This window comes from Deinococcus aetherius (assembly GCF_025997855.1).
Taxonomy (GTDB): Bacteria; Deinococcota; Deinococci; order Deinococcales; family Deinococcaceae; genus Deinococcus; species Deinococcus aetherius.
On the sequence record NZ_AP026562.1, the window covers coordinates 305001 to 324924 of the forward strand.

The window sequence follows — 19924 nt, forward strand, 5'->3', positions numbered from 1 at the left end:
TCGCCGCGAGTCGCCACGAAGGCGAAGGGCGCCACGTCGGGGTTCTCCGCCAGCCACGCGGGGAGGGAGGGGATGGGGGGGAACAGCGCCTCGCCCCGTGCCGCCTGCGGAAGGCTGGTGAGGCGGGCCCGCGCCCGCAGCCCCGGGTGGCCGAGCAGGGTGACCCCGCCGCCGAGCGCGGCGCTCTCCCCCACCGCCGGTACGGGCGCCGCCTCGCGGGGCCGCACGGTGGTGAAGGTCCAGGTGCCCGTGGTCCAGTCGGGGTGCTCGTCCGCGTCCTCGGGGGCGGGGCCCAGGTCGCGGGTCTGCACTCGGCTCAGGAGGCGGTCGAGGGCGCTCCGGGGGACGGGCCGGTCGCCCCGCCCGCCGCGCGGCACGTCGAGCGCGTCCTGGGCGAGCAGCGTCGCGTCGAAGGGCCGCTCGCTCACGATGAGCTTGAGCACGTCGGTGAACTCGGTGCGGCCCTCCTCCCACAGCGCCCTCGGCACGGCGGGGTAGATCGGCCGCCCGCCGTTCGCCGTGATCTCCTCCCCGGGGCCCAGCCGCAGGCAGCCCCCCGGGGTGAGGCCCGCGACGACCGCGAAGGTCTCGGGCAGGTCGAGGAGGGCGCAGTGCAGCTCCCAGCCCGTCGTGTTCCTCAGCCGCAGGCGGAGCTGGGGCTGGACCCACCGCCCGTCCCGGAACTCGTACTCCAGGCGCAGCGGGCCGCCAAGGGGAAGGGGCTCGGCGGTCAGGGCCACGCCGTCCGCCCCGGACCCCGGACGCAGCCGCTCGGCGGTCAGCTCCACGGCGTCCGGCGGAAGGCGGGTGTCCCCGTGGAGGAGGTCGCGGGTCTGTTCCCAGCGGGCGACGTGTTCGAGCCGGGCCACGACCAGCCGCGCGCCCTCCGGGGTGAGGCCGGGCACCTCGGGCACGAGCAGGCGGTCGGTGTGGGGCCGGGTAAGGCGGAACGCCCCGTCAGCCGCGAGGACCCGCAGCCCGGCGTCCCGCAGGTTCCCGGGGGTGGTCGCCTCGCGCACGAACAGGGACGGGACCTGCCCCCCGGCCTGAGCCAGCGCGTCCCGGAGGAGCCCCACCCCCTGCGCCTCCCCAGCGAGGATCACGGGCGTCCTGGGCAGGGGCGCGGACAGGACGACCGCCCGGTACGTCGTCCGGGAGTCGGGCGCCGCGCCCTCCCGCAGGGTGAGCCGCACCCGGCTCGCGGACGGCCCCACCTCGGTGACGCGGGCCGTGCCCAGTGAGGCCCTAGGGTCCCTCCACCCGGCGGGGGGACTTCCCAGGTCGAGGACGGCGAGGGTAGTCGTCTCCCCGCCCTCCGGCGGGCGCAGGCCGTGGAGGGTGCCCGCGTCGATCTCCCACTCGCCGCCGGGGGCGTGGCGCAGGGTGAAGGAGGGGGGCCGCGCGGCGACGGCGCCGCCGAGGAAGGGGCGGTCGAGGTCGCGCACGTCGCCCGCCTCCAATTGGGGCGTCTGCGCCTCGACCTCGTGGCGGATGACGGTGCTCACCCGGCCGAAGACGTCGCGCAGGCTGACGTTGGGGGGAAGCTGGCGCAGGGCCGTCTCCAGGGCGGCGGAGAGGGCGCCCCGTACCTCCCCGTCCCCGGCGCGCACCTCCTTGGCGGTCTCGAAGGCCTCGCAGGCGGAGATCACGGCGGCCCGGCTCTCGGGGAGGACGAACCACCCCTGGGCGGGGCCGCGCGCCCGCATCCCGGCCAGGGTCTCCGGGGCGAAGAGGTAGCTTTCCAGGGGCCGCACCTCCTCCCCGGCGGGCTGGTGGCGCACGCCCAGCACATCCTCGCCCGAATCGCGGGTGATGCCCCCGGCGTGGCAGCAGTCGAAGACGGCGAGGACGTGCGCCCCGCCCGCCGCGACCTCGGCGAGGAGGGCCCCGACCTCCTTGTCCGCGAGGTCGTACCCGCCTGGCAGGCGGCTGTCGAAGCACACCAGGGTCTGGTTGCGCCCGCCCGGCTCCAGGTGCCGGAACTCGGGGGGTGCTTTCTCCTGGGAGCCGTGCCCGCTGAAGTACAGGAGCGCGGCGTCCCCCGGGCCCGCCCGGTGCAGGTGGCTCCGGACCGCGCCGATCACCGCCTCCCGGGTCGCCTCCCCGTCGAGGAGCCGCAGGGGCACGAGGTCGGCCCCGGCGGCGCGCGTCCGGTCCTCCAGCAGGGTGAGGAGCGCCTGGATGTCGTTCCCGCAGCCCCGCAGGGGGCGAACCGGGCCAGCGTACGTGTCGATGCCGACTGCCAGCACGTAGACCTTCTTGCCCATCACACGGCCTCCTGAGAGAGGGAGTAGGGCGTCAGGGAATCGGGGACTCGACGGGCCCCCGGTTGGGCTGCCGGGGTTCCGGCGGGACGGGCTCGCGCCGCCCGCGCGTCTGCCCCACGTACTCCACCAGCGAGGTCGGCACGGGCACCCCGTCGAGGCGGGCGTGGTCCACGATGCGGCGCACCCAGGGGAAGAGGTTGGGCTGGGTGGGGCGCAGCACCTCGACCAGGTCGGGAAGCTGGGTGAGGGGGTAGGTGCCGCCCCGGACGAAGCCGCCCACGCCCTGCGGGGTGCCGTCGGGCGAGGTGAGCCAGAACGACCCGGCGCCGAGGGTGCTGGAACGCCCCAGCACGTCGCCCTGCGCCGTCCGCACGGGCTGCACCTCCGCCCGGCCCTCGAAGAGCAGGACGAGGGTGAGTTCGCGCTCGGGGACGTACACCAGCCCGATCCAGGTGCCCGTGGGCCTGACCCGGGCGGTGGGGGTCTGGAGGATCAGCTCGCTGCGGCAGAAGTTGCGGTAGGCCGTCGCCCCACCCGTGTTGCAGACGCTGTTGCCCGCCGCCCGCAGCGACTTCGGGCACTTGTCCACCGTGAGGCCGCTCTGCTGGAACACGTACAGCAGGCCGCACTCCCGGCGGTTTTCCCCCAGGAAGCGCAGCCAGCCCTCGCCGTCGCGGTCGGTCGTGATCCGGCTGCCGCCCGGCAGGGTCTGCCAGTCCCGCCCCCCCAGCATGGTGAGGTCCTGCCCGCCCGGCGATCCGGTCCACACGTTGAGCAGGCTGGTCCGGATCTCCATCGGCTGCCGCGTCTGGAGGGTCGTCGGGGTCACGGTGATCTGGGCGGACACGAACTGCGGGGAGCCGAGCCGGGCGGTTCCCGTGCCGCAGGTCCTCCCGGCTGGGCGGCCAGCCCCCGCGTCCGGAAGCGCTCCCGCCAGCGCCACGAGCAGCCCGGCGGGCAGGAGGGAAAGCCAGGGGAAGGTGAGCCGGTGGGTCTTCTTCATGCGAAATCTCCTCGCTGTGAGGTTGAAACCTTGCTGTGAAAGGCGACGAGCGTTCCGGTGGTCCTGGCGACCGGCCGCTGGGGCTTGGCCCTACTCCAGACGGGCAAGCCGCCGCGCGAGAGCGCCGCCGAGGGTGGTGCCCAGGACGAGGAGCGCGCCGACCAGGGCGGCGTCGAGGAGCACGAGGCCGTAGTACCCCCGGGCGCCGAGGTCGAGCGCGTTCAGGACCGCCGAGAGGTAGTACGCGTCGAGGAGCAGCACGACCCCCTGCCCGATGCGGTGGAGTTCGCGCACGGCGGGCCACTGGCCGGAGGCAGCGGTGACGAGGACGACGGTGACGACCATCGTGAGGGCGCCCGCCCCGAGCCGCAGCGCCCAGCCGACCACCCCCAGCCGGGCGGTGAGGGGCGGCTGGCCCCGCAGCGCGAGGCTGAGCCCCAGACCGGCGAGGAGGCCCGCCGGAAGGACGTACGGGTGGCGCCCCGGGTCGAGGCCGTTCTGGAGCGCGACGAGCAGGTGGGCGAGCCCGAAGCAGAGCGTCCCCGAGACGAGGGCCAGCCCGCTCGTGCTTTGGTCGTGCCCGGCGTCCCGGCAGACCCCGGGGATAACCCCGCGCTCGTCGGGCGGCGCGGCGCGCAGGGGCACCGCGAGCGCCGTTCCCAGGGCGAGGGCGGCCCCCAGCGGCAGGGCGGTGTAGAAGGCGCTGAAAAACTGCCCGCTCCCCGGCTCGGGGCTCAGCCGGAACTCCACTAGGCGCAGGGCGGCGACGGCGAGGCCCGCCCCCAATGCCCCCCCGGCGGCGAGGGGGCCCCAGCAGCGGCGGTCCCGGATGAGGCGGCGGCGCACCCGCCACGCCCACACACTCAGCCGCTCGGGGAGGGCCAGGTCCCCCCGCATCCGGGCGAAGCCGCTCGCGGGGTCAAGATCGGCCCGCGCGTCGGCGAGCGCGGCGAGGAGTTCACCCGTGCGCGACCAGCGCCGCACCCGGCCCGGCAGCTCGCACACCGCCCGGCGCAGTCGGTCGGGGCCCTCGAAGCCGTCGAGCAGCGTGAGGGCCAAGGCGGCGGTCCGGCGCGTTGCGGGGTCGGGCCCCAGCGCCGCCGCCCACGACAGCGGGCCGAAGCCGTGCGTGAGGGCGGCGGCGCTGGGGCCTCCCCCCGTGCCCAGCACGATCCGGGCGGCGCTGCTCGCCCAGCCCCTCACCCGGGCCTCCGGTGAGGTCCCGGCAGCCCGTGAGGGGGCGGCCGCTAGAGTTTCCGGCGGGCTGAACTCCAGGAGTTCGATGGTCGAGCGGCCCTCCTCGTGCCGCAGCAGGTCGAGCCAGGGCCGGGGCGGGTCCTCCCGGGCGACGGCGGCGCGCAGCAGCAGCAGCGCCTGCGGGGGGTCGGCGGGCGGGAGGTCCGCGAGGGCTTCCGCGAGGTGCCGGAGGTCCTCACGCGAGGGCAAAATCCCCTCCTCCTGCCAGTCGTCCCAGACGTGATCGAGGTCGCGCCGGGCCCGGTCCCGGGGGCTTTCCTCCCGCTCCCCCACCTCCGGCGCCGCCCAGGCCAGCGCCGCCCCCGGGGTGAGCGGGATGACGAGTTCACCCCCCTCGTCGAGGAAGAAGGTGCCGAACACCGGGGTCTGCCGGGAGTCCGACGCGCGCCCGACCGCCTTTTGCAGGAAGAGCCCGAGTTCGGAGGAGGTGACCAGGCCGTCGCCGTTCAGGTCCGCCGCGCCCCCGTCCAGGCCGCCCAGCAGGGTGCCCGTGAAGAGCGAGTTGCCCGCGAGCGGCCCGCCGCCGTCGCTGGCCTCCTCGTCGCGCTGGGCGGACGTGATCACCCGGCGGGAACGCTGCCGGGCGAGGGCCTGCTCGTAGCGCAGGGAGCGGTCGGCCCGCTCGACCGTCATCGCGTCGCCCACCGCGAAGCCGCTGCGGCAGGCGTCGAAGATCAGGAGGACATGCCGGGCGGGCAGTTCGCTGAGGTCCACGAGCAGGGGTTCGAGCTTGACGTACTCGCTCCAGTGGTCACCCCGGCTGGCCTCCGCCGGGATGAGGTAGCCGCTCTCGATGCGCCGCCGCCCGACGACGCTCAGGCGGGTGTGGCCGTGCCCCGCGAAGAACAGCACCAGGCTGTCGTCCTCGCGCAGCCGCCCCGGCAACTCGTCCTGGATGAGCGCCTGGATCGCCCCCCGGGTCGCCTCGCGGTTGAGCAGCGGCCGGGTGAGAGGCTGGAAGCCGAACTTCTCGACGAAGAGCTGCTGAACGCGCACGGCGTCGCTCACCGCGTTGTGCAGCGTCGGCCAGGCGGCGTACTCGTCGATGCCGATCACCGCGACGAAGTTGTGCCCGGACCGCAGCGGGGTCTCCTCCGGCCCCAGCCCGAGGTCGCGCGTCACCACCGGCGGGCCGCTCGTCTCCCCCGCCCACCCGTTCAACCCGCCTTCCGCACTGCCGGGCATCCCCACCTCCCCGCCCCCTCGGCGCGTGGCCTGCCGACTCCCCCGCTCCCCTCAACGCACGGTCACCGTGACCGTGAAGGTCCGTTCGGGCGGCGCTTCCCCCTCCCACGCCCGGCGCAGGGCGAGGCGCAGGGTGGCCTCCCCCGCTCCCACGGCCCGGACCTCGAAGGTGCGCGTGCCGCCCCCGCCGATCCCCCCGCCCCCGGGTGTGAAAAGGCCCTCGTCCGTGTGCAGGACGCCGCCCCCGGGCATCTCCGGCGACCAGCGGTAGCCGGTCCCGGGAGTCTCGGGCAGGGTGAGCGTGAGGGTCTCCCCCACCGTCGCCGTCACGTGGCGTCCGTCGTCCGCCTGGGTCAGTCGCATGGGTCCTCCTCCCCGCATGGCCCGGCCCCAGCGTACCGCCCGGGGCGGCGCCGGAACCAGGCCCAGGCCAGTGGGCTCACCAGACGTACAGCTCGTGGAGCAACCCGTCCCCCTCCTCGCGGGCGTCCACGCGCCCGGCGGCGAGGCGGGCGTGCGCACCCAGCAGGGTCAGGGCGAGGTGGGTGCCGTCCGAGGTCGTGGCGAGGCGCTTCCAGCCCTTGTCCTTGAGATACACCCAGGTGTTGCGGTTCTGGTTGACGGCCCACAGGGCGGTGACCCACGTGTCCTGGTGCCAGGTCGTTGCTCCCGCCCCGGAGGCACCCTCCACGCCGGGGGGCGGCCCCATCGTCGGGCCTTCCCGCACCGTCTCGGCCCCTCCGCCAAGCGTCTCCGGGTCCTGCTGCGGTCGTCCTTGGGTCATGGGCTGGCCTCCCTGCCCGGCGCCGGGCGGCGTGAGTTCGGGTCTCGCGTTCGAGTTCGTCATGGGCCCCACCTCCTAGAAGACGTAGACCTGCCTGACCACGCCCTGCTCCACGTACACGTTCGCGGGCAGCTTGCCGAGCTTGGCGGCGGCGAGGTCGGTGAGCAGGGAGAGCAGGACGTTGTCGTTGTCGAAGGCGAGGCGCCTCCAGCCGATCCCGTCGAGGTAGGCCCAGGCGTTGCGCTCGGCGTCGCTGACCCACAGCCCGAGGACCCGGACGCCGTTGCGCCAGCCGGTGTCCTCGACGCCCTCGACCGCGTGGACCCGCCAGGTGTCTATGGCGCACTCGCCGTACGCGATGCGGAAGAAGCCGCCCTCGCCGAAGCCGGTGTTCCACGAGTTCTTGCAGATCCAGGCTCCCGCCGCGTCGTCGTACCCGACGATGCAGACGCAGTGGCCGCCCTCCTGCCCGCCGGTGACGTGACGGTACACGCCGCCCCGGTAGCTGTAGAAGTCCGCGTACACCACCAGGCAGGCACTCAGGGGCCCCTTCGTCGCCAGCCACTCCTTCATCTCCGCGGCCTTGCCGGTGAGGTCGCGGGAGCCGCTGATCTTCGTCAGCGCCCCCTCCCAGCCCTCCTTCACGTTGCAGCCCGAGTCGCGCGCCACGTAGGGGTAATGAGCCTCGTCGGTCACGCCCTTCGTCCTGGCGAATTCGAGGGCGTGCTCGGGCATCCAGCCCGTGTCGCAGGTGACCCCCTGGGTGCGCCCGTAGCAGTAGAAGAGCTGCGCCTCCGAGAGGTCGATGGCCAGGGCGGGGTTGTTGCCCTGCACCCGCGCCGTGCCCTCGATGGTGGCGGCGGTGCCGAAAGCCACGCACGAGCCGCAGTTTCCCTGGTCACGGACGGGCGTGATGAAGTTCTTCCCGCCCACGTTCCGCCAGTCGTGCGCGGCGGGAGCCCCCACCTCGCGCGCCTCCGGGCGCTCGCCCGCGAGCCGTTCGGCCCCGCGCCGCACGATGTCGTCGAGCGAGCCCTCCTCCGGTCGGGGCCGCACCCCCAGCCGCACCCGCCTCTCCTGCGGGGACAGCTCCGAGACCGACGTCACGCCCGCCTCCCACCCGGCGCCCGCCGCCCGGATGGCCGCCCGCACCGCCTCCACGCTCACGTCCTGACCCGTCATCCTCGTCTCCTTCCCACCCGGCGGGAGCAGGGCCCGGCCGGCTCCACCAGCCCCCCGACTCTCTCCCCGCCTCCTGTGGTCGGGCTCACGATGCCGGGGGGCCCGTGTCCGCCCCGTGACACGGGCGTGACCCGGCGCCCACATGCGTGGGCAAGGAATTCAGCCCCACCCCCTCCAGATCGGGAAGATGCCGGACGCAGGAATTTCAAGCACGCGTCATCCGCGCACACGGGGACGGCGGGACACAGCACGGGCGGAGGCTACGACCGTTCCCGCCCTCACCACGGGGACGTCTTGCAAGGGGCTGGAAGTCTCACCCGACGGGCGGCCCTTCCTGCTCCCGGGCCGACACCGGCTGGGAACTGTTTCACCGCCTGAACCGCGACGACGCCTGCACGTACCTCCAGACCCGCGCCCGGCAGGGCTTCACGGTGGTCCAGGCCGTGGCCCTCGCCGAGATGGACGGCCTGACCGTGCCCAACGCCCGGGGTGACCTGCCCCTGGTGGACAAGGACGACGGGGGCCACCTCGAAATCGAGGTGGAGCACGCGGCCTCACTGGGGCTGGTCGTCGCGCTGCTGCGGGGGTGGGGGCGCCGGGTGAACGACGAGCCCATCTTCATGGCCGAGTCGGTCCGCCGCTACGGCACAGGCGTGAGGCAGCGGTGCCGGACCACCCCGTCCTCTGAATGCCAGCCCGGCGCCGGGGTGCTTCACGGGCACGCGGCCCGCCGTGGCGCTGCGGGGCCCGGATCACGGCCGGGTATACCTCCTGGACGACGGCGGGGCAGCCGTGACGCTCGAAGGCGTCATGGTTCAGCCCCAGGACCGGGCGGACCACCCGAATCGACACCTCCGCCGGGGTGAGCAGCCACACCTTCCTCGCCCGCCGCAGCCAGGACTGGCTCCTGCGGCCGGAACCCTCAAGCCGGAGCCCTCAACACGCCTGCCCCCGGTTGACGGGGCCGCGCCGCGAGGGGGCGGCGGCTCCTCCCGGCCCACTCATTCCCCCGACTCCCCGAAAGTTACGGGCGCCGCGCCGGCCCGGCGCCGGATGGCCGTGACCTCGTAGTGACGCATCTCCTCGATGTTGCCCACGAAGGGCCTCACGTCCCGGAAAAAGGCCCCGAACTCCGGGCTGCGGCGAAACCCCTCCAGGTGCCCTGTCAGGGAGTCCCACTCGATGCGCAGGATGTAGTGCGAGGGCTCCTCGACGCAGCGCGAGAGTTCATACCCCAGGCAGTGGGCCGAGGCGTCCAGGGCCGTGCGGGCGCTCGCGTAGGCGCGCTCAAGGGCGCCTGCCGCCCCCTCCTCCACCCGGTAACGGATGTATTCGACGATCACCGAAAATCCCCTCCCCTCGTCCGGCCCCTTCGGGTGTCCGGCCGTGCCCGCAACTGTAAGGGCAAAGGGAGCCGGGCACCTCCCCCGAACGGCCAAGTTGCCCCTCATCCGTTCGATGCGGGAGGCCTCCGCCCCTGGCCTACCCGCGCAACTGTTCGAGCAGCCCGTGAACGTCCCACACGTTCCACAGCGCCGAGATGTGCCCCTCCTCAACCTGGAAGAGCGTCACGCCGGTCATCGTGACCCGCCGCCCGCTCGGCGCCAGACCGGCGAAGGAACCGAGGTGGGTGGCGGCGGCCCGCCAGCGGGTCACGACCCGGCGACCCTCGACCAGGGTGTCCACGACCTCGTACCGAATGTCGGGGAAGGCGGCGAGGAAGGCCCCGATCACGCCCCTGGCCGCCTCCGGCCCCACGACCCGCTGGCCGTTGACCTCCCCCACGTACTCCGAGGCGAGCAGGCCGTCGAGGAGGCTCAGGTCGTGGGTGTTGTACACCTCGTAGAACCGGCGGACGGGAGCCAGGGTCGCCTCTCGGGATTCGGTCACCCCGACATTGTGCTTCCGGTAAGGGGGGCAGGTGCAGGGTGGGAAAATTACCGTGCTGGACGCAAATGAATTTGCCGTGTTCTGACGCCTTGAAGCACGAGGAACAAAAGTGCCTCTCTCCGGGCCGAGAAGGCCTCTCGAAAATCCTCCGTGGGGAAATTCCTCTCGCAAGTCCGGAAGGCGCCTTCTCGTGGCTCCTGTGAGCAACCAGGGCCATCGTCGCCCGGAGACCCAGCCCACTTTCGACGCGGACGCTCCTCGACCCCCGACCTTCAGATGCCGTAGGTGCCCCGAATCTGTTCGGCGAATTCCGGCAGGCGCAGTTCGGAGGCGGCGCGCATGACCTCGCGGTAGAGGCCGTAGGGTTCTAGCTCACCCGCCTGGAGGGCGATCAGCAGCCGACGGAGGTGGTCTTCTCGCAGTTCGCGCCCCACGAACAGCCGCACCTGCGTGACCGCGCGGGCGGCCTGCTCGTCCGGGGGCAGGGCCAAAAATTCACGTTCCACCGCCGTGGTGAGGCGCTCGGTCTCCTCCGCCTCGCGGCGGGCGAGTTCGGTGCGGCGGGTGGAGGGGACGGCGCGCCCTTGCTCGGGCTGGGCCTCCCTGGGGTCCAGGTACTTCCCCTCGTCGTCGCGGATCACGTCCACGAGGAGGGCACCCTTGTTGCGGGCGCGGTACCCGGCGCGGATCATGGCCTCGAACTTCTCCAGCCGCGCGGTGACGTGTCCCTCGCCCCGGTCCTGGACGAGCTTTCGGGCAACCGTGTGAGCCACCCCGTAGCGGCGCAGGGCGTCGATCACGGGGGCGTCGGGAATGACCTCGATGACGGGTTCCGGTGCAGGCGCGGTGGCGGGCAGGTCGCCGAACTCGTACACGATCACGGTGTCGTTGCGGGTGCCCTCGTAGGTCACCGCGCGCAGGTAGCCGCGTTCGAGCAGTTCGGTGTGGGCACTTTCGAGGTTGCGCTTGATGCGGGCCGGAAGCGTCTCGCGCAGCTTGCACTCGCGCGCCCACTGCTGGAGCTGGATGCGGAAGTCGGGCGCGGGCTCATGGGGGTGCTGGGGGTCGTAGCGGTGGGCGTCGAGCACCCGGTAGAGGCTGCGGGTCAGCGAGCGCTTGAGGCTGAGCACGAAGGTCATGTCGAGCGGCTTGAGGTACCGCTCGCGGATGCTCTGCACGACCGGGCGGGCCAGCCGGACCTTGAGGCTGGTGCCGCTCCCGAAGGAAGTGTCCCCCTGGGTGTCGGCCATGATCTGCTCGATGATGTTGAACTTCACGGTCGTCCAGCGCTGCCGCTTGTGGTCGCGCCACGACTCGCTCGCCGTGTACGTCGCGCCCTTGAGGCGGTCGAGGCTCTCCTGCAAGGCCGCGTAGTACTGGCCCGAGTCGGGAAAGCCTGCCCGCTGGAGGAGCTGGTAGGCCGTGGTGTGGACCTCGCCGTCCTCGGGGGCCCCCTGCTCCAGGTACATCACGTTGAGGATGGTGGCGAAATCGCCGTCCAGGCCGTGCGGCACACCCCCGTACTCGCTGGGCGAGATGCAGGTCAGCCGGGCGTCGCGGTTGTCGATCACGAACTGGACGTCCCAGCGGGTGTAGTCGCTCGGAATGCGTTCCTGCACGCAGATGAGCCCCAGCCGCGCCGAGTTGGCCTCATCGAAGCGGTCGATGTCGGCGGGCGCCGTGGGCTTGACCTTGCGTTTCTTCTCCACGGATGACAAGGGAAGGGGCCTCCGCCCGGAACTATACCCGACCCCGCCCGGCCCGGTTCGCCCTGCCCTATGCACCCTTGATGATGATTTTTTGTATGTAGTTATCTTTTAAAAGATATTGATGATCAACATCAAGGGCGGGCGGCCCGGCGAGAAAAAACTGCGGTCCAGACGCAAAGTGCTAAAAGAACATGCCGAGTAAATCGGTACTTTCTGCCGAGTAAATCGGTAGTTAACACTGTTTACATGCCGAGTAAATCGGTACTTTCTGCCGAGTAAATCGGTAGTCGGGCGCCCGAAGATGCCGAGTAAATCGGGAGGGGCCTGTGGAAAACTTGAACAAGATGCCGAGTAAATCGGTAGTCGATGCCGAGTAAATCGGTACCCCGGGGTGAATTGTTCTACCGATTTACTCGGCAGAATATGCAAAAGATGCCGAGTAAATCGGTACTTCCTGCCGAGTAAATCGGTAGGGGGCGCTCGGGTACTACCGATTTACTCGGCATGTTCCCTGAAGAGCCGGAGGCCCGCCAGGAGCAAAAATTTCCGATTCGAGCCCCTAACCCCCCTTTTCGACATGCCGAGTAAATCGGTAGTCCCTCTGCATAAAGGGCGAGGCAGGAAATGACGGGAGTGTCACTTCTTTCAAAGCGGCGCCTGGAGGGCTTTTTTGACGTACCAGGCCTGTGGACGACCTCGCTTGCCTTTATGTGGACCGCTCCGCCGCGTCGAGGGCCGCCCTGACGTGGCGGTAGACCTCGCGCAGTTGACCGAGGTCGCGCGGGAGGCCGGAGCGCAGGGCGTCGAGGGCGCCGAGGATGTGGGAGGCGCCGACCATGCGCTCCTCCTCGGGGAGGGCCCAGTCGGGGAGCTTCAGCGGGGTGACGGGCGCGCGGCGGGCCTCGTCCCAGGGGACCCAGGTGGCGGGAAGGTCGTAGAGGTAGCGGCCCACCCCGAAGTGCACCGCGCAGCGTTTGAGGGCGTCGCTCGCTGCGGCCTTGAGGGTCCCCGCCTCGCCCTCGCCCGCCTCGCCCACGTCGCTGCGGGTCAGGCTCAGGACGGTCAGGCGGCCCCGGGCGGTGGGCGGGGTGCCGGGGAAGAGCTTCACGTCGAAGGCCCAGTCGCCCGGGCACACGGCGTCCAGGCGCTCCATGACCGCCCGGGCATCGATGAAGGCCACCATCAGCGCCGAGGAGCGGTCCCGGCTGAACGCCTGAGGCTTCCACGAGACGCGCCGGGCCGGGAAGGGGGCGGCCAGTTGCTCCTTGACCTTCAGGTAGGACACGCCCGCAGGCTAGCGAAGCCGGACCGTCCGGACAGGTCAACAGGAACGATAGGGGAAGGGCCCCCGCTCCCCCCAGCGGGGGCGTTAGGCTGTCGCCCGGAGGTTACGACGATGAACCAGCGTTTCCTGGGCCGCACCGGCCTCTCCGTCAGCGAGCTGTGCCTGGGGGCCATGACCTTCGGGCGCGAGACCTCCGAGGAAGGCAGCCGCCGCCTGCTCGACCGCTTCGTCGCCGCCGGGGGCAACTTCATCGACACCGCCAACGTCTATGGGCGGGGCGAGTCCGAGCGCATCCTGGGCGGGTGGCTGGGGGAGCAGAGGCGGGAAGACCTCGTGATCGCCAGCAAGGTCCGGTGGCCGATGGGCGACGGGCCCAACGACCAGGGGCTCGGGCGCGGGCATGTCCTGCGGCAGATCGAGGACAGCCTGCGGCGGCTGAAGACCGACTACCTCGACCTCTACCAGGTCCACGGCTGGGACCCCGCCACGCCGCTTGAGGAAACGCTCGCCACCCTGAACACCCTCGTGGCGCGGGGGCTGGTGCGGTACATCGGCGTGAGCAACTTCAGCGGATGGCAACTGCAACGCTCGCTCGACCTCAGCCGGGCGCTGGGCCTGGAACCCTTCGTCAGCCTGCAACCCCAGTACAACCTCCTGTGTCGCTCGACGGAGTGGGAACTGCTGGAGGTGTGCCGGGTCGAGGGGCTGGGGGTGCTGCCGTGGAGCCCCCTCAAGGGCGGCTGGCTGACGGGCAAGTACACGCGTGGGATGAGCGCCCCGCCGCCCGGGACCCGGGTGGACGCCGCCGAGCGGGAGGGCTGGAGCGAGTCGTGGACGAACCTGAACAATGAGCACACCTGGCGGGTCATCGACGCCCTGCTGGCGGTGGCCGGGCGACTGGAGCGCACTCCAGCGCAGGTGGCGCTCCGCTGGCTGCTGCAAAAACCTGTCGTCACGTCGCCGATCATCGGGGCGCGGACTGCGGAGCAACTGGAGGGGCACCTGGGGGCGCTGGGCTGGGAGCTGCCCGAGGACGCCATGCGGGAACTCGACGAGGCGAGCGACCTCCCTCTCCCCTACCCCTACGACTTCGTGCGCAACGGGATTCTCAGCCGGGAGCGCCGGGGGTAGGCGCGTCCGGGGCCAGCAGACCCCCGGCCTTGAGGTCCTCCCACAGCTCGGGCGGAATGGGAGCCCGCAGCAGGCGCAGGTTCTCCTCCAGATGCTCCGGCACGCGGCCCGCCACGAGCACGGACGCGACCGCCGGGTGGGCGAGCGGAAATTGCAGGGCGGCGGCCTTGAGGGGGATTCCGTGCCGTGAGCACACCGCCTCGATAGCCTGGGCGCGGGCGAGAACTTCGGGCGGCGCGGGGGCGTAGTTGTAGGGCGCTCCGGGCCCCGGACCCGCGAGCAGGCCGCTGTTGTACACGCCGCCGATCACCACCTTCGCGCCTCGCTCCTCGCACAGGGGCAGGAACTCCCGCAAGGACTCCTGTTCGAGCAGCGTGTATCGCCCCGCGAGGAGGAACACGTCGAAGTCGCCCTCCCGAAGAAATTCGGCGGGCATCTCCCACTGGTTCATGCCCGCCCCGATGGCGCCGACGAGCCCCTGCTCGCGCAGCTCGTGCAGGGCCCGGTAGCCTCCCCGCATGATCTCGCCCACGCTCACGCCGACGGCGTCCGGGTCGTGGATGAAGAGGATATCGAGGCGTTCCACCCCCAGCCTCCGCAGGCTGTCCTCGAAGGAGCGCAGAAAGCCGTCGTACGAGTAGTCGTACTCGACGTTGAGGGGCGAGGAGGTCTTGAACCCCGGCGTGCCGTCCGGGCCGAACTGGCTGGAGTGCGGGGGAATGTCCGCCCGAAGCACCCGCCCCACCTTGGAGGAGAGCACGTACCCCTCCCGTCCCCGCAGCGCCTCGCCCAGCCGCTCCTCGGCGAGGCCGTAGCCGTACCAGGGGGCGGTGTCGAAGTACCGCAGGCCCGCGTTCCACGCCGCGTCGAGGACGGCGCGGGCCTGCCCGTCGGGCACCTCCGTGTACAGCCCGCCCAGGGGCGCCGTGCCGAAACCCAGGCGGGGCAGCGACACCCCACCGCCCCGCAGGCGGACGTGCTCGAACGCGTCGGTCATGCTCCCCGTTGTACACCTCCGGGCCTCAGCCCCCCCGTTTCCCCACCCGCGCCGCCGCGACCCAGGTGACGAGGGACCCCAGCAGGGTGACGAGGAAGGCGAGGGCGAAGGCCCGGCTCAGCGGCTGGGCCCGGGCGAGCAGCGCCCCTCCCACCCCCGCCGCCACCGCCGTCATCAGGACCTCGATATTCGCCAGCTGGCCGGAGAGCCGTCCCGAGGCGTCAGCCCCGACGCTCAATAGGGCGAGCAGGCTGTTGCTGTTGTACCCCACGCCCATCCCGAAGGCGGCCACGAACCACCCCGCGTAGGCGGCCCCGAGCGGTAACTCCCCCAGCGCCGCCAGCGCCGTGACGAGCAGGCCGACCGACACCCCCACCATCCCGAGGCGAATCCGCGCCGGGCGCGACCCCGGGCCCAGGCGCCGCTCCAGGCCCGCCTGCGCCCACGAGCCCAGGGTCCACGTCGCGCCCCCCACGCTCAGGAGCCACCCCGCCTGGGTGAGGCTCAGGCCGCGCAACTCGTGCAGGGCGAGCGGCAGGAAGGCGTTGGCTCCCAGCAGGCCGAAAGCGGCCCAGCCCCGCACCATCAGCATGGCCGGGAGCCCGGGGGCGAGGCGCCACATCCCCGCCGGGAAGAGCGGGCGCGAGGCGAGCAGCACCCCGGCCACACCCAGCAGGGTGAGGGGCAGGGACAGCGCATCCTCGCGGCGCAGCCCCTCCACCAGCGCCCCCGCCGCGAGGGTCAGGCCCAGGGCGGGCCACAGGAGGGGCCGCTCCGCCGTTCCCGGCGCCGCCCGCTCCCCGCCCCGCAGCGGCAGCACGCACAGCGGCGCGACGAGGGCGAGGGCCGGGATCAGCCCCCAGAACACCGCCCGCCACGACCACGCGTCCGCGATCAGGCTGGCGACCAGGGGCCCGACGAGGGCGGGCAGCAGCCACGCGCCCGAGACGGCGGCGAGCATGGGGGCGCGGCTCGCCTCCGGGTAGCGGGTGCTGATCACCGCGAAGGGGAGGGCGCCCAGTCCCCCCGCCCCGAAGCCCTGCACGAGCCGCCCGAGCACGAAGACGAGCATGGACGGGGCGAGCCCCGCGACGAGCAGCCCGAGCGCGAACACCGCCAGGCAGAGCGCGGCTCCCCGGGCCAGCCCCCGGCGGTCGGACAGGGCCCCGAACGCCACCGCGCCGAACAGGCTGGAGAGCAAAAACGCGCTCGACGCCCAACCGTACAGGGGAAGGCCCCGCAGGTCCTCCGCGACGCGCGGCAGGACGGTCCCCACCGCCATCGACTCGAAGGCGACGGCGAGGACCACCAGCAGCAGGCCCGCGTCGAGGGTGCGCGGCGCGTGGGGAGGGGTGGAGGCGGACGAACGCGCGGACGGCAGGGACACGGCCGCTATCCTGCCACGCCGGGACGAGCCGGTGGGCGTGTTTGTCATCCTGTGGGGAGGTTCAGCCCGCCCGCGAGGTACCACCCCACCGTCAGAAGTTGGGTCAGCGGCGCCCGTTCCCCCGGCTGGCGGCCCAGGCCGAGCGGTCTCGGCAACAGCACGGCGCCCAGCCCGGCGGCGAGCCCGAGGGCCCCTCCCCTGCCCCAGGCGTTGCGCGGGCCCCCGACGCCCACCAGCGCGTAATACAGGGTGTTCGAGGCGAGGTCACCCAGCAGCGTCCAGCGGTAGAGGCTGTCTCCCCGGGGCGGGTTCACCCCCACGGCCTCCAGCGCCTCGCTCAGGGCCCGCTCGCCGATCACGTCCATACGCGGCGCGTGGGGCGTCACCCGACGGACGCCCTCGTTCAGGAGTGTCACCGTAACGGCCCCCGCCACGCCGCCCGCCACGACGGGCAGCCAGCGCCGGAGAGCTGTGCCGCGGAGTTCGGGGGAACGTTCGTCCGGTCGGAGTACCGCGCCGCCTTGGATGTCGTCTTCCGTCATGGTCCCCCCAGTACAGCATGGAGGGCGCGGAAGGCGTCTTCCTAAAACGTTCGGGGGACGCGCCGGGCCGGCCTCCCCGCTCTCCTGGGAAGGACCGCCCCGTTCCATTGGAAGAGTGAGGGAGAATCCGAAGACCAGCCCCGCTCTCGTGGCCTCAAAGGAGTTGGGTGCCGCCGATCACTCAGCCCGCCTTCACCCGGCTCGCCGTCGTCGGGCTGCTCGGCCTGCTGGGGCTCTCCCCCACCCTGCTCGGCCTGTTGGAGGGGGCGGCGCGGGGCGAGGGGCCGCTGCCGAGCCTGCCCGGTTCCCTCTCCCCCGCCCTGCTCGCGGCCCTCTCGCTGATCCAGCCCGGCCTCCTGCTGCTCGGGGGCGTCGCGCTGGGCGTCGTCCTGGCCCCCAGGGTGGGGCTGCGTTCGGTGCTGCCCGGGCTCTCGGACCGTCCCTTCTCGTGGGGCGACGGGGCCGCCGGACTCCTCGCGGGCGTCCTCTACGGGGGGCTGACGGAGGAACTGCTGTTGCGCTGGGGATGATGACGTTGCTCGTCTGGCTGGGCTGGGGCCTGGTGGAACGCGGGCGGGGTCGCCCGGGAGCGGGGGTGATGTGGGGGGCAGTGGTTTTCTCCGCCGTGCTCTTCGGGGTCGGGCACCTCGGGGCGGCGGGGCTGGTGACCGACCTGACGCCCGCCTTCGTGGCGCGTACCATCCTGCTCAACGCCCTCGTCGGGGTGGCGTTCGGCTGGCTGTACTGGCGCCGCAACCCGGAGACGGCGATGCTTGCGCACGCCTCGTGGCACATGACCGTCACGCTGCTGAGTCGGCCGGTGTGAGTTGGCTGGGGGAGGAGGCGCCCCTCGCCCCGCTTCCGCGCTAGGGTGAGGCACCATGAGCCGCCCGAACATCGACTGGACGACGCTGGGCTTCAGCTACCTCAGGACCGATCTGCGGTTCCTCTCCCACTGGCGGGACGGCGCGTGGGACGAGGGCGTGCTCACGGGGGACAACTGCCTCCACATCAGCGAGGGCTCGGCCGCCCTGCACTACGGCCAGCAGTGCTTCGAGGGGCTCAAGGCCTACCGTTGCCGCGACGGCTCGGTCAACCTCTTCCGCCCTGACCGGAACGCGGCAAGACTTCAGCGCAGTTGCGCCCGCTTGCTGATGCCCACCATTCCGACCGAACGCTTTCTCGACGCCTGCCGCCAGGTCGTGCTCGCCAACCTCGACTATCTCCCGCCCTACGGCTCGGGCGGGGCCCTCTACCTGCGGCCCTTCGTGATCGGCGTCGGTGACAACCTCGGCGTCCACAGCGCGCCCGAATTCCTCTTCTCGGTCTTCTGCGTGCCGGTGGGCGCTTACTTCAAGGGCGGCCTGACCCCCACCAACTTCGTCGTCTCGCGCTACGACCGCGCCGCTCCCAACGGCACCGGGGCCGCCAAGGTGGGCGGCAACTACGCGGCGAGCCTCCTCCCCGGCCGCGAGGCGCGGGAGCGCGGCTTCGGCGACTGCATCTACCTCGACCCCGAGACTCACACCCGGATCGAGGAGGTCGGCTCGGCCAACTTCTTCGGTATCACCCGGGACGGGCACTTCGTCACCCCGCGCTCGCCCTCGATCCTCCCCGGCGTCACCCGAGATTCCCTGCTGTCCCTGGCGAGGGAGCGCCTGGGCCTGGAGGTGGAGGAGCGGGACGTGTTCGTCGACCGGCTGGACGAGTTCGTGGAGGCTGGGGCCTGCGGGACCGCCGCCGTGATCACCCCCATCGGCGGCATCCAGAACGGCGACCGCTTCCACGTCTTCCACAGCGAGACCGAGGTGGGGCCGGTCACCCGGCGCCTGTACGACGAGCTGACGGGCATCCAGTCCGGGGATGTCGAGGCGCCGGGGGGGTGGATCGTCAAGGTGGAGTGACCCTCCAGAACACAGGTCAGGTCGGCTCGCTGACGGCCGCGTCGAGGGCCACCGCGCGTCCCTCCCCCTCGCCCACGTCGTCGAGGTTCATCGCCCGCAGTTCCGGAGCCAGGTAGGCGGTCACTCCCACCACGAGCAGCGTGACGAGGCCGCCCAGCCACACGCTGCGGGCCGTGCCGAGCAGGCTGGCCGCCACCCCGCTCTCGAAGGCGCCGAGTTCGTTGCTCGCGCCGATGAACATGCTGCTGACGGCGCTGACACGCCCGCGCAGGTGATCGGGGGCCTTGAGACGCAGCGTCGCGCGGCGGATCACCATGCTGATGCCGTCGAAGAGGCCCGCGAGCACGAGCGCCGCCACGCTGAGGGCGAGGTTTCTGGAGAGCCCGAAGACGATCATGCACACCCCGAAACCCGCCACGGCGGCGAGCAGAGTCCGCCCGGCATTACGGCCCGGGGGGCGGTTGGTCGCGTACAACATCACCGCCAGCGCGCCGACGCTGGGCGCGGCCACCAGGATTCCCAGCCCCTGCGGACCGACCCGCAGGATGTCCGAGGCGAACACCGGCAGCAGCGCCACCGCCCCCCCGAACAGCACGCTGAAGAGGTCGAGGGCCATGCTTCCCACGAGAACCTGTCGCCGCAGGACGAAGGCGAGCCCCTCCTTGATGCTGTGCCACACGGGCTCGCCGGGGATGAACCGGGGTCTGGGCTTGGGCCGGATCAAGGCCACGCAGAGGAGCGCCACGCCGAACAGCGCGGCGGCGAAGAGGTACGCGCCCCCGGCCCCCAGCACGGCGTACAGCACCCCGCCGAGCGCTGGGCCCGCAATGGCCGCCGCCTGCCACACGCTCGCCTGCCACGCCGAGGCCCGCAGCAGGAGGTCACGCGGCACGACCTGGGCCTCGAAGGCCGGGAGGGCCGGGTCGGAAAAGCCGCGCGCCAGCCCCAGGCAGAAGATCAGGGCCAGGATGGGCCACACGCCGCTCCCCGCCCCCAGCAGCGCGTACCCGGCGAAGAGCAGCGCACACCCGAGTTCGACGGTGGTCGTCGTGAGCAGGATGCGGCGCCGGTCGTTGCGGTCGGCCACCACGCCCCCGAAGAGGGCCAGGCTCAGCGCGGGGATCGCCTCGACAAGCCCCAGGATGCCCAGGGTGAGCGGGTTCTTCGTGAGTTGATAGAGCTGGTACGCCACGGTGAGGGCCACGGCGCGGCCTGCCAAAGTGCTGCACAGGGTCGCCAGCAGGAGCGCGCGAAACTCGGGCAGCCGCAGGACGGCCCGGTTGGAGGAGTCGGCGGGAACGGGCATAGGCGAAACTGTAGCGGGCGAGTGGGCTTGGAAGTGCACGCCTGTTTCGCCTTCCCCTGTCCCTCCCGGGGGCACGCGCTGCTTGCCGTCCGGAC

General features: G+C 72.2%; 19 protein-coding genes (1 of these 19 running past the window's edge). 5 read left to right on the forward strand and 14 right to left on the reverse strand.

Annotation, left to right across the window (positions count from 1 at the left end; all coding sequences use genetic code 11):
* The 6 genes from DAETH_RS21010 to DAETH_RS21035 all read right to left on the reverse strand — a co-directional run.
* Positions 1-2267 carry the 5' portion of a caspase family protein gene (locus DAETH_RS21010; protein WP_264778082.1) on the reverse strand. 1270 nt of this gene lie to the left of the window's left edge, so only the first 2267 of its 3537 coding nucleotides appear in the window; the start codon lies at positions 2265-2267; its stop codon lies beyond the left edge, outside the window.
* A 31-nt stretch (positions 2268-2298) separates the two neighbouring features.
* A complete protein-coding gene (locus DAETH_RS21015; protein ID WP_264778083.1) occupies positions 2299-3270 on the reverse strand; it encodes a hypothetical protein in 972 nt (323 codons plus the stop codon).
* 90 nt (positions 3271-3360) lie between these two features.
* Positions 3361-5712 (reverse strand): caspase family protein, encoded by a 2352-nt coding sequence (locus DAETH_RS21020; protein ID WP_264778084.1) that lies wholly within the window; start codon positions 5710-5712, stop codon positions 3361-3363.
* A 51-nt stretch (positions 5713-5763) separates the two neighbouring features.
* Positions 5764-6075, reverse strand: coding sequence for a protease inhibitor I42 family protein (locus DAETH_RS21025; protein ID WP_264778085.1), 312 nt, complete (start codon positions 6073-6075; stop codon positions 5764-5766).
* A gap of 76 nt (positions 6076-6151) precedes the next feature.
* The gene (locus DAETH_RS21030; RefSeq protein WP_264778086.1) at positions 6152-6559 is read right to left on the reverse strand and encodes a hypothetical protein; all 408 of its coding nucleotides are present in this window, start codon (positions 6557-6559) and stop codon (positions 6152-6154) included.
* A 12-nt stretch (positions 6560-6571) separates the two neighbouring features.
* Positions 6572-7678, reverse strand: coding sequence for a C1 family peptidase (locus tag DAETH_RS21035; RefSeq protein WP_264778087.1), 1107 nt, complete (start codon positions 7676-7678; stop codon positions 6572-6574).
* A gap of 146 nt (positions 7679-7824) precedes the next feature.
* Here DAETH_RS21035 and DAETH_RS21040 point away from each other — a divergent pair, with 146 nt between their 5' ends.
* Entirely contained in the window at positions 7825-8544 is a 720-nt protein-coding gene (locus tag DAETH_RS21040) for an apiosidase-like domain-containing protein (protein WP_264778088.1), read from the forward strand.
* A gap of 135 nt (positions 8545-8679) precedes the next feature.
* Here DAETH_RS21040 and DAETH_RS21045 read toward each other — a convergent pair whose 3' ends face one another.
* The 4 genes from DAETH_RS21045 to DAETH_RS21060 form a co-directional block, all read right to left on the reverse strand.
* Positions 8680-9021, reverse strand: coding sequence for an antibiotic biosynthesis monooxygenase family protein (locus tag DAETH_RS21045; protein WP_264778089.1), 342 nt, complete (start codon positions 9019-9021; stop codon positions 8680-8682).
* 139 nt (positions 9022-9160) lie between these two features.
* Complete coding sequence (locus DAETH_RS21050) at positions 9161-9568, reverse strand: ester cyclase (RefSeq protein WP_264778090.1); 408 nt, start codon at positions 9566-9568, stop codon at positions 9161-9163.
* A gap of 272 nt (positions 9569-9840) precedes the next feature.
* Complete coding sequence (locus DAETH_RS21055) at positions 9841-11277, reverse strand: replication initiator protein A (RefSeq protein ID WP_264778091.1); 1437 nt, start codon at positions 11275-11277, stop codon at positions 9841-9843.
* Between the two features lie 706 nt (positions 11278-11983).
* Positions 11984-12562, reverse strand: coding sequence for a Rad52/Rad22 family DNA repair protein (locus tag DAETH_RS21060; RefSeq protein WP_264778092.1), 579 nt, complete (start codon positions 12560-12562; stop codon positions 11984-11986).
* Positions 12563-12673: 111 nt separating this feature from the next.
* Between DAETH_RS21060 and DAETH_RS21065 the strand changes: the two genes are divergently transcribed.
* Entirely contained in the window at positions 12674-13693 is a 1020-nt protein-coding gene (locus DAETH_RS21065) for an aldo/keto reductase (RefSeq protein ID WP_264778093.1), read from the forward strand.
* On the opposite strand, the gene DAETH_RS21070 is transcribed toward DAETH_RS21065, so the two are convergent.
* The 3 genes from DAETH_RS21070 to DAETH_RS21080 are packed head-to-tail and all read right to left on the reverse strand — an operon-like array spanning position 13671 to position 16619.
* Entirely contained in the window at positions 13671-14690 is a 1020-nt protein-coding gene (locus DAETH_RS21070; RefSeq protein ID WP_264778094.1) for an aldo/keto reductase, read from the reverse strand. The two genes, DAETH_RS21065 and DAETH_RS21070, sit on opposite strands and share 23 nt — an antisense overlap.
* Positions 14691-14715: 25 nt before the next feature.
* Positions 14716-16077, reverse strand: coding sequence for an MFS transporter (locus DAETH_RS21075; protein WP_264778095.1), 1362 nt, complete (start codon positions 16075-16077; stop codon positions 14716-14718).
* 44 nt (positions 16078-16121) lie between these two features.
* Positions 16122-16619 (reverse strand): hypothetical protein, encoded by a 498-nt coding sequence (locus DAETH_RS21080; protein WP_264778096.1) that lies wholly within the window; start codon positions 16617-16619, stop codon positions 16122-16124.
* Positions 16620-16786: 167 nt separating this feature from the next.
* Between DAETH_RS21080 and DAETH_RS21085 the strand changes: the two genes are divergently transcribed.
* The 3 genes from DAETH_RS21085 to DAETH_RS21095 are packed head-to-tail and all read left to right on the forward strand — an operon-like array spanning position 16787 to position 18523.
* The gene (locus DAETH_RS21085; protein WP_264778097.1) at positions 16787-17149 is read left to right on the forward strand and encodes a hypothetical protein; all 363 of its coding nucleotides are present in this window, start codon (positions 16787-16789) and stop codon (positions 17147-17149) included.
* Positions 17149-17445 carry a CPBP family glutamic-type intramembrane protease gene (locus DAETH_RS21090; protein ID WP_264778098.1) on the forward strand — a complete coding sequence of 99 codons (297 nt, stop codon included), beginning with the start codon at positions 17149-17151 and terminating at the stop codon, positions 17443-17445. The genes DAETH_RS21085 and DAETH_RS21090 overlap by 1 nt, the downstream gene beginning before the upstream one ends.
* Positions 17446-17500: 55 nt before the next feature.
* The gene (locus tag DAETH_RS21095) at positions 17501-18523 is read left to right on the forward strand and encodes a branched-chain amino acid aminotransferase (protein WP_264778099.1); all 1023 of its coding nucleotides are present in this window, start codon (positions 17501-17503) and stop codon (positions 18521-18523) included.
* Between the two features lie 16 nt (positions 18524-18539).
* Here DAETH_RS21095 and DAETH_RS21100 read toward each other — a convergent pair whose 3' ends face one another.
* Positions 18540-19829, reverse strand: coding sequence for an MFS transporter (locus DAETH_RS21100; RefSeq protein WP_264778100.1), 1290 nt, complete (start codon positions 19827-19829; stop codon positions 18540-18542).
* Positions 19830-19924: the final 95 nt, after the last annotated feature.

What these genes read in the sequence shown, in the direction of transcription:
- DAETH_RS21100 (WP_264778100.1), bottom strand. Translation starts at nt 19,829, where the DNA reads ATGCCCGTTCCCGCCGACTCCTCCAACCGGGCCGTCCTGCGGCTGCCC.
- DAETH_RS21025 (WP_264778085.1), bottom strand. Translation starts at nt 6,075, where the DNA reads ATGCGACTGACCCAGGCGGACGACGGACGCCACGTGACGGCGACGGTG.
- DAETH_RS21090 (WP_264778098.1), top strand. Translation starts at nt 17,149, where the DNA reads ATGACGTTGCTCGTCTGGCTGGGCTGGGGCCTGGTGGAACGCGGGCGG.
- DAETH_RS21020 (WP_264778084.1), bottom strand. Translation starts at nt 5,712, where the DNA reads ATGCCCGGCAGTGCGGAAGGCGGGTTGAACGGGTGGGCGGGGGAGACG.
- DAETH_RS21070 (WP_264778094.1), bottom strand. Translation starts at nt 14,690, where the DNA reads ATGACCGACGCGTTCGAGCACGTCCGCCTGCGGGGCGGTGGGGTGTCG.
- DAETH_RS21080 (WP_264778096.1), bottom strand. Translation starts at nt 16,619, where the DNA reads ATGACGGAAGACGACATCCAAGGCGGCGCGGTACTCCGACCGGACGAA.
- DAETH_RS21065 (WP_264778093.1), top strand. Translation starts at nt 12,674, where the DNA reads ATGAACCAGCGTTTCCTGGGCCGCACCGGCCTCTCCGTCAGCGAGCTG.
- DAETH_RS21030 (WP_264778086.1), bottom strand. Translation starts at nt 6,559, where the DNA reads ATGACGAACTCGAACGCGAGACCCGAACTCACGCCGCCCGGCGCCGGG.
- DAETH_RS21015 (WP_264778083.1), bottom strand. Translation starts at nt 3,270, where the DNA reads ATGAAGAAGACCCACCGGCTCACCTTCCCCTGGCTTTCCCTCCTGCCC.
- DAETH_RS21035 (WP_264778087.1), bottom strand. Translation starts at nt 7,678, where the DNA reads ATGACGGGTCAGGACGTGAGCGTGGAGGCGGTGCGGGCGGCCATCCGG.
- DAETH_RS21095 (WP_264778099.1), top strand. Translation starts at nt 17,501, where the DNA reads ATGAGCCGCCCGAACATCGACTGGACGACGCTGGGCTTCAGCTACCTC.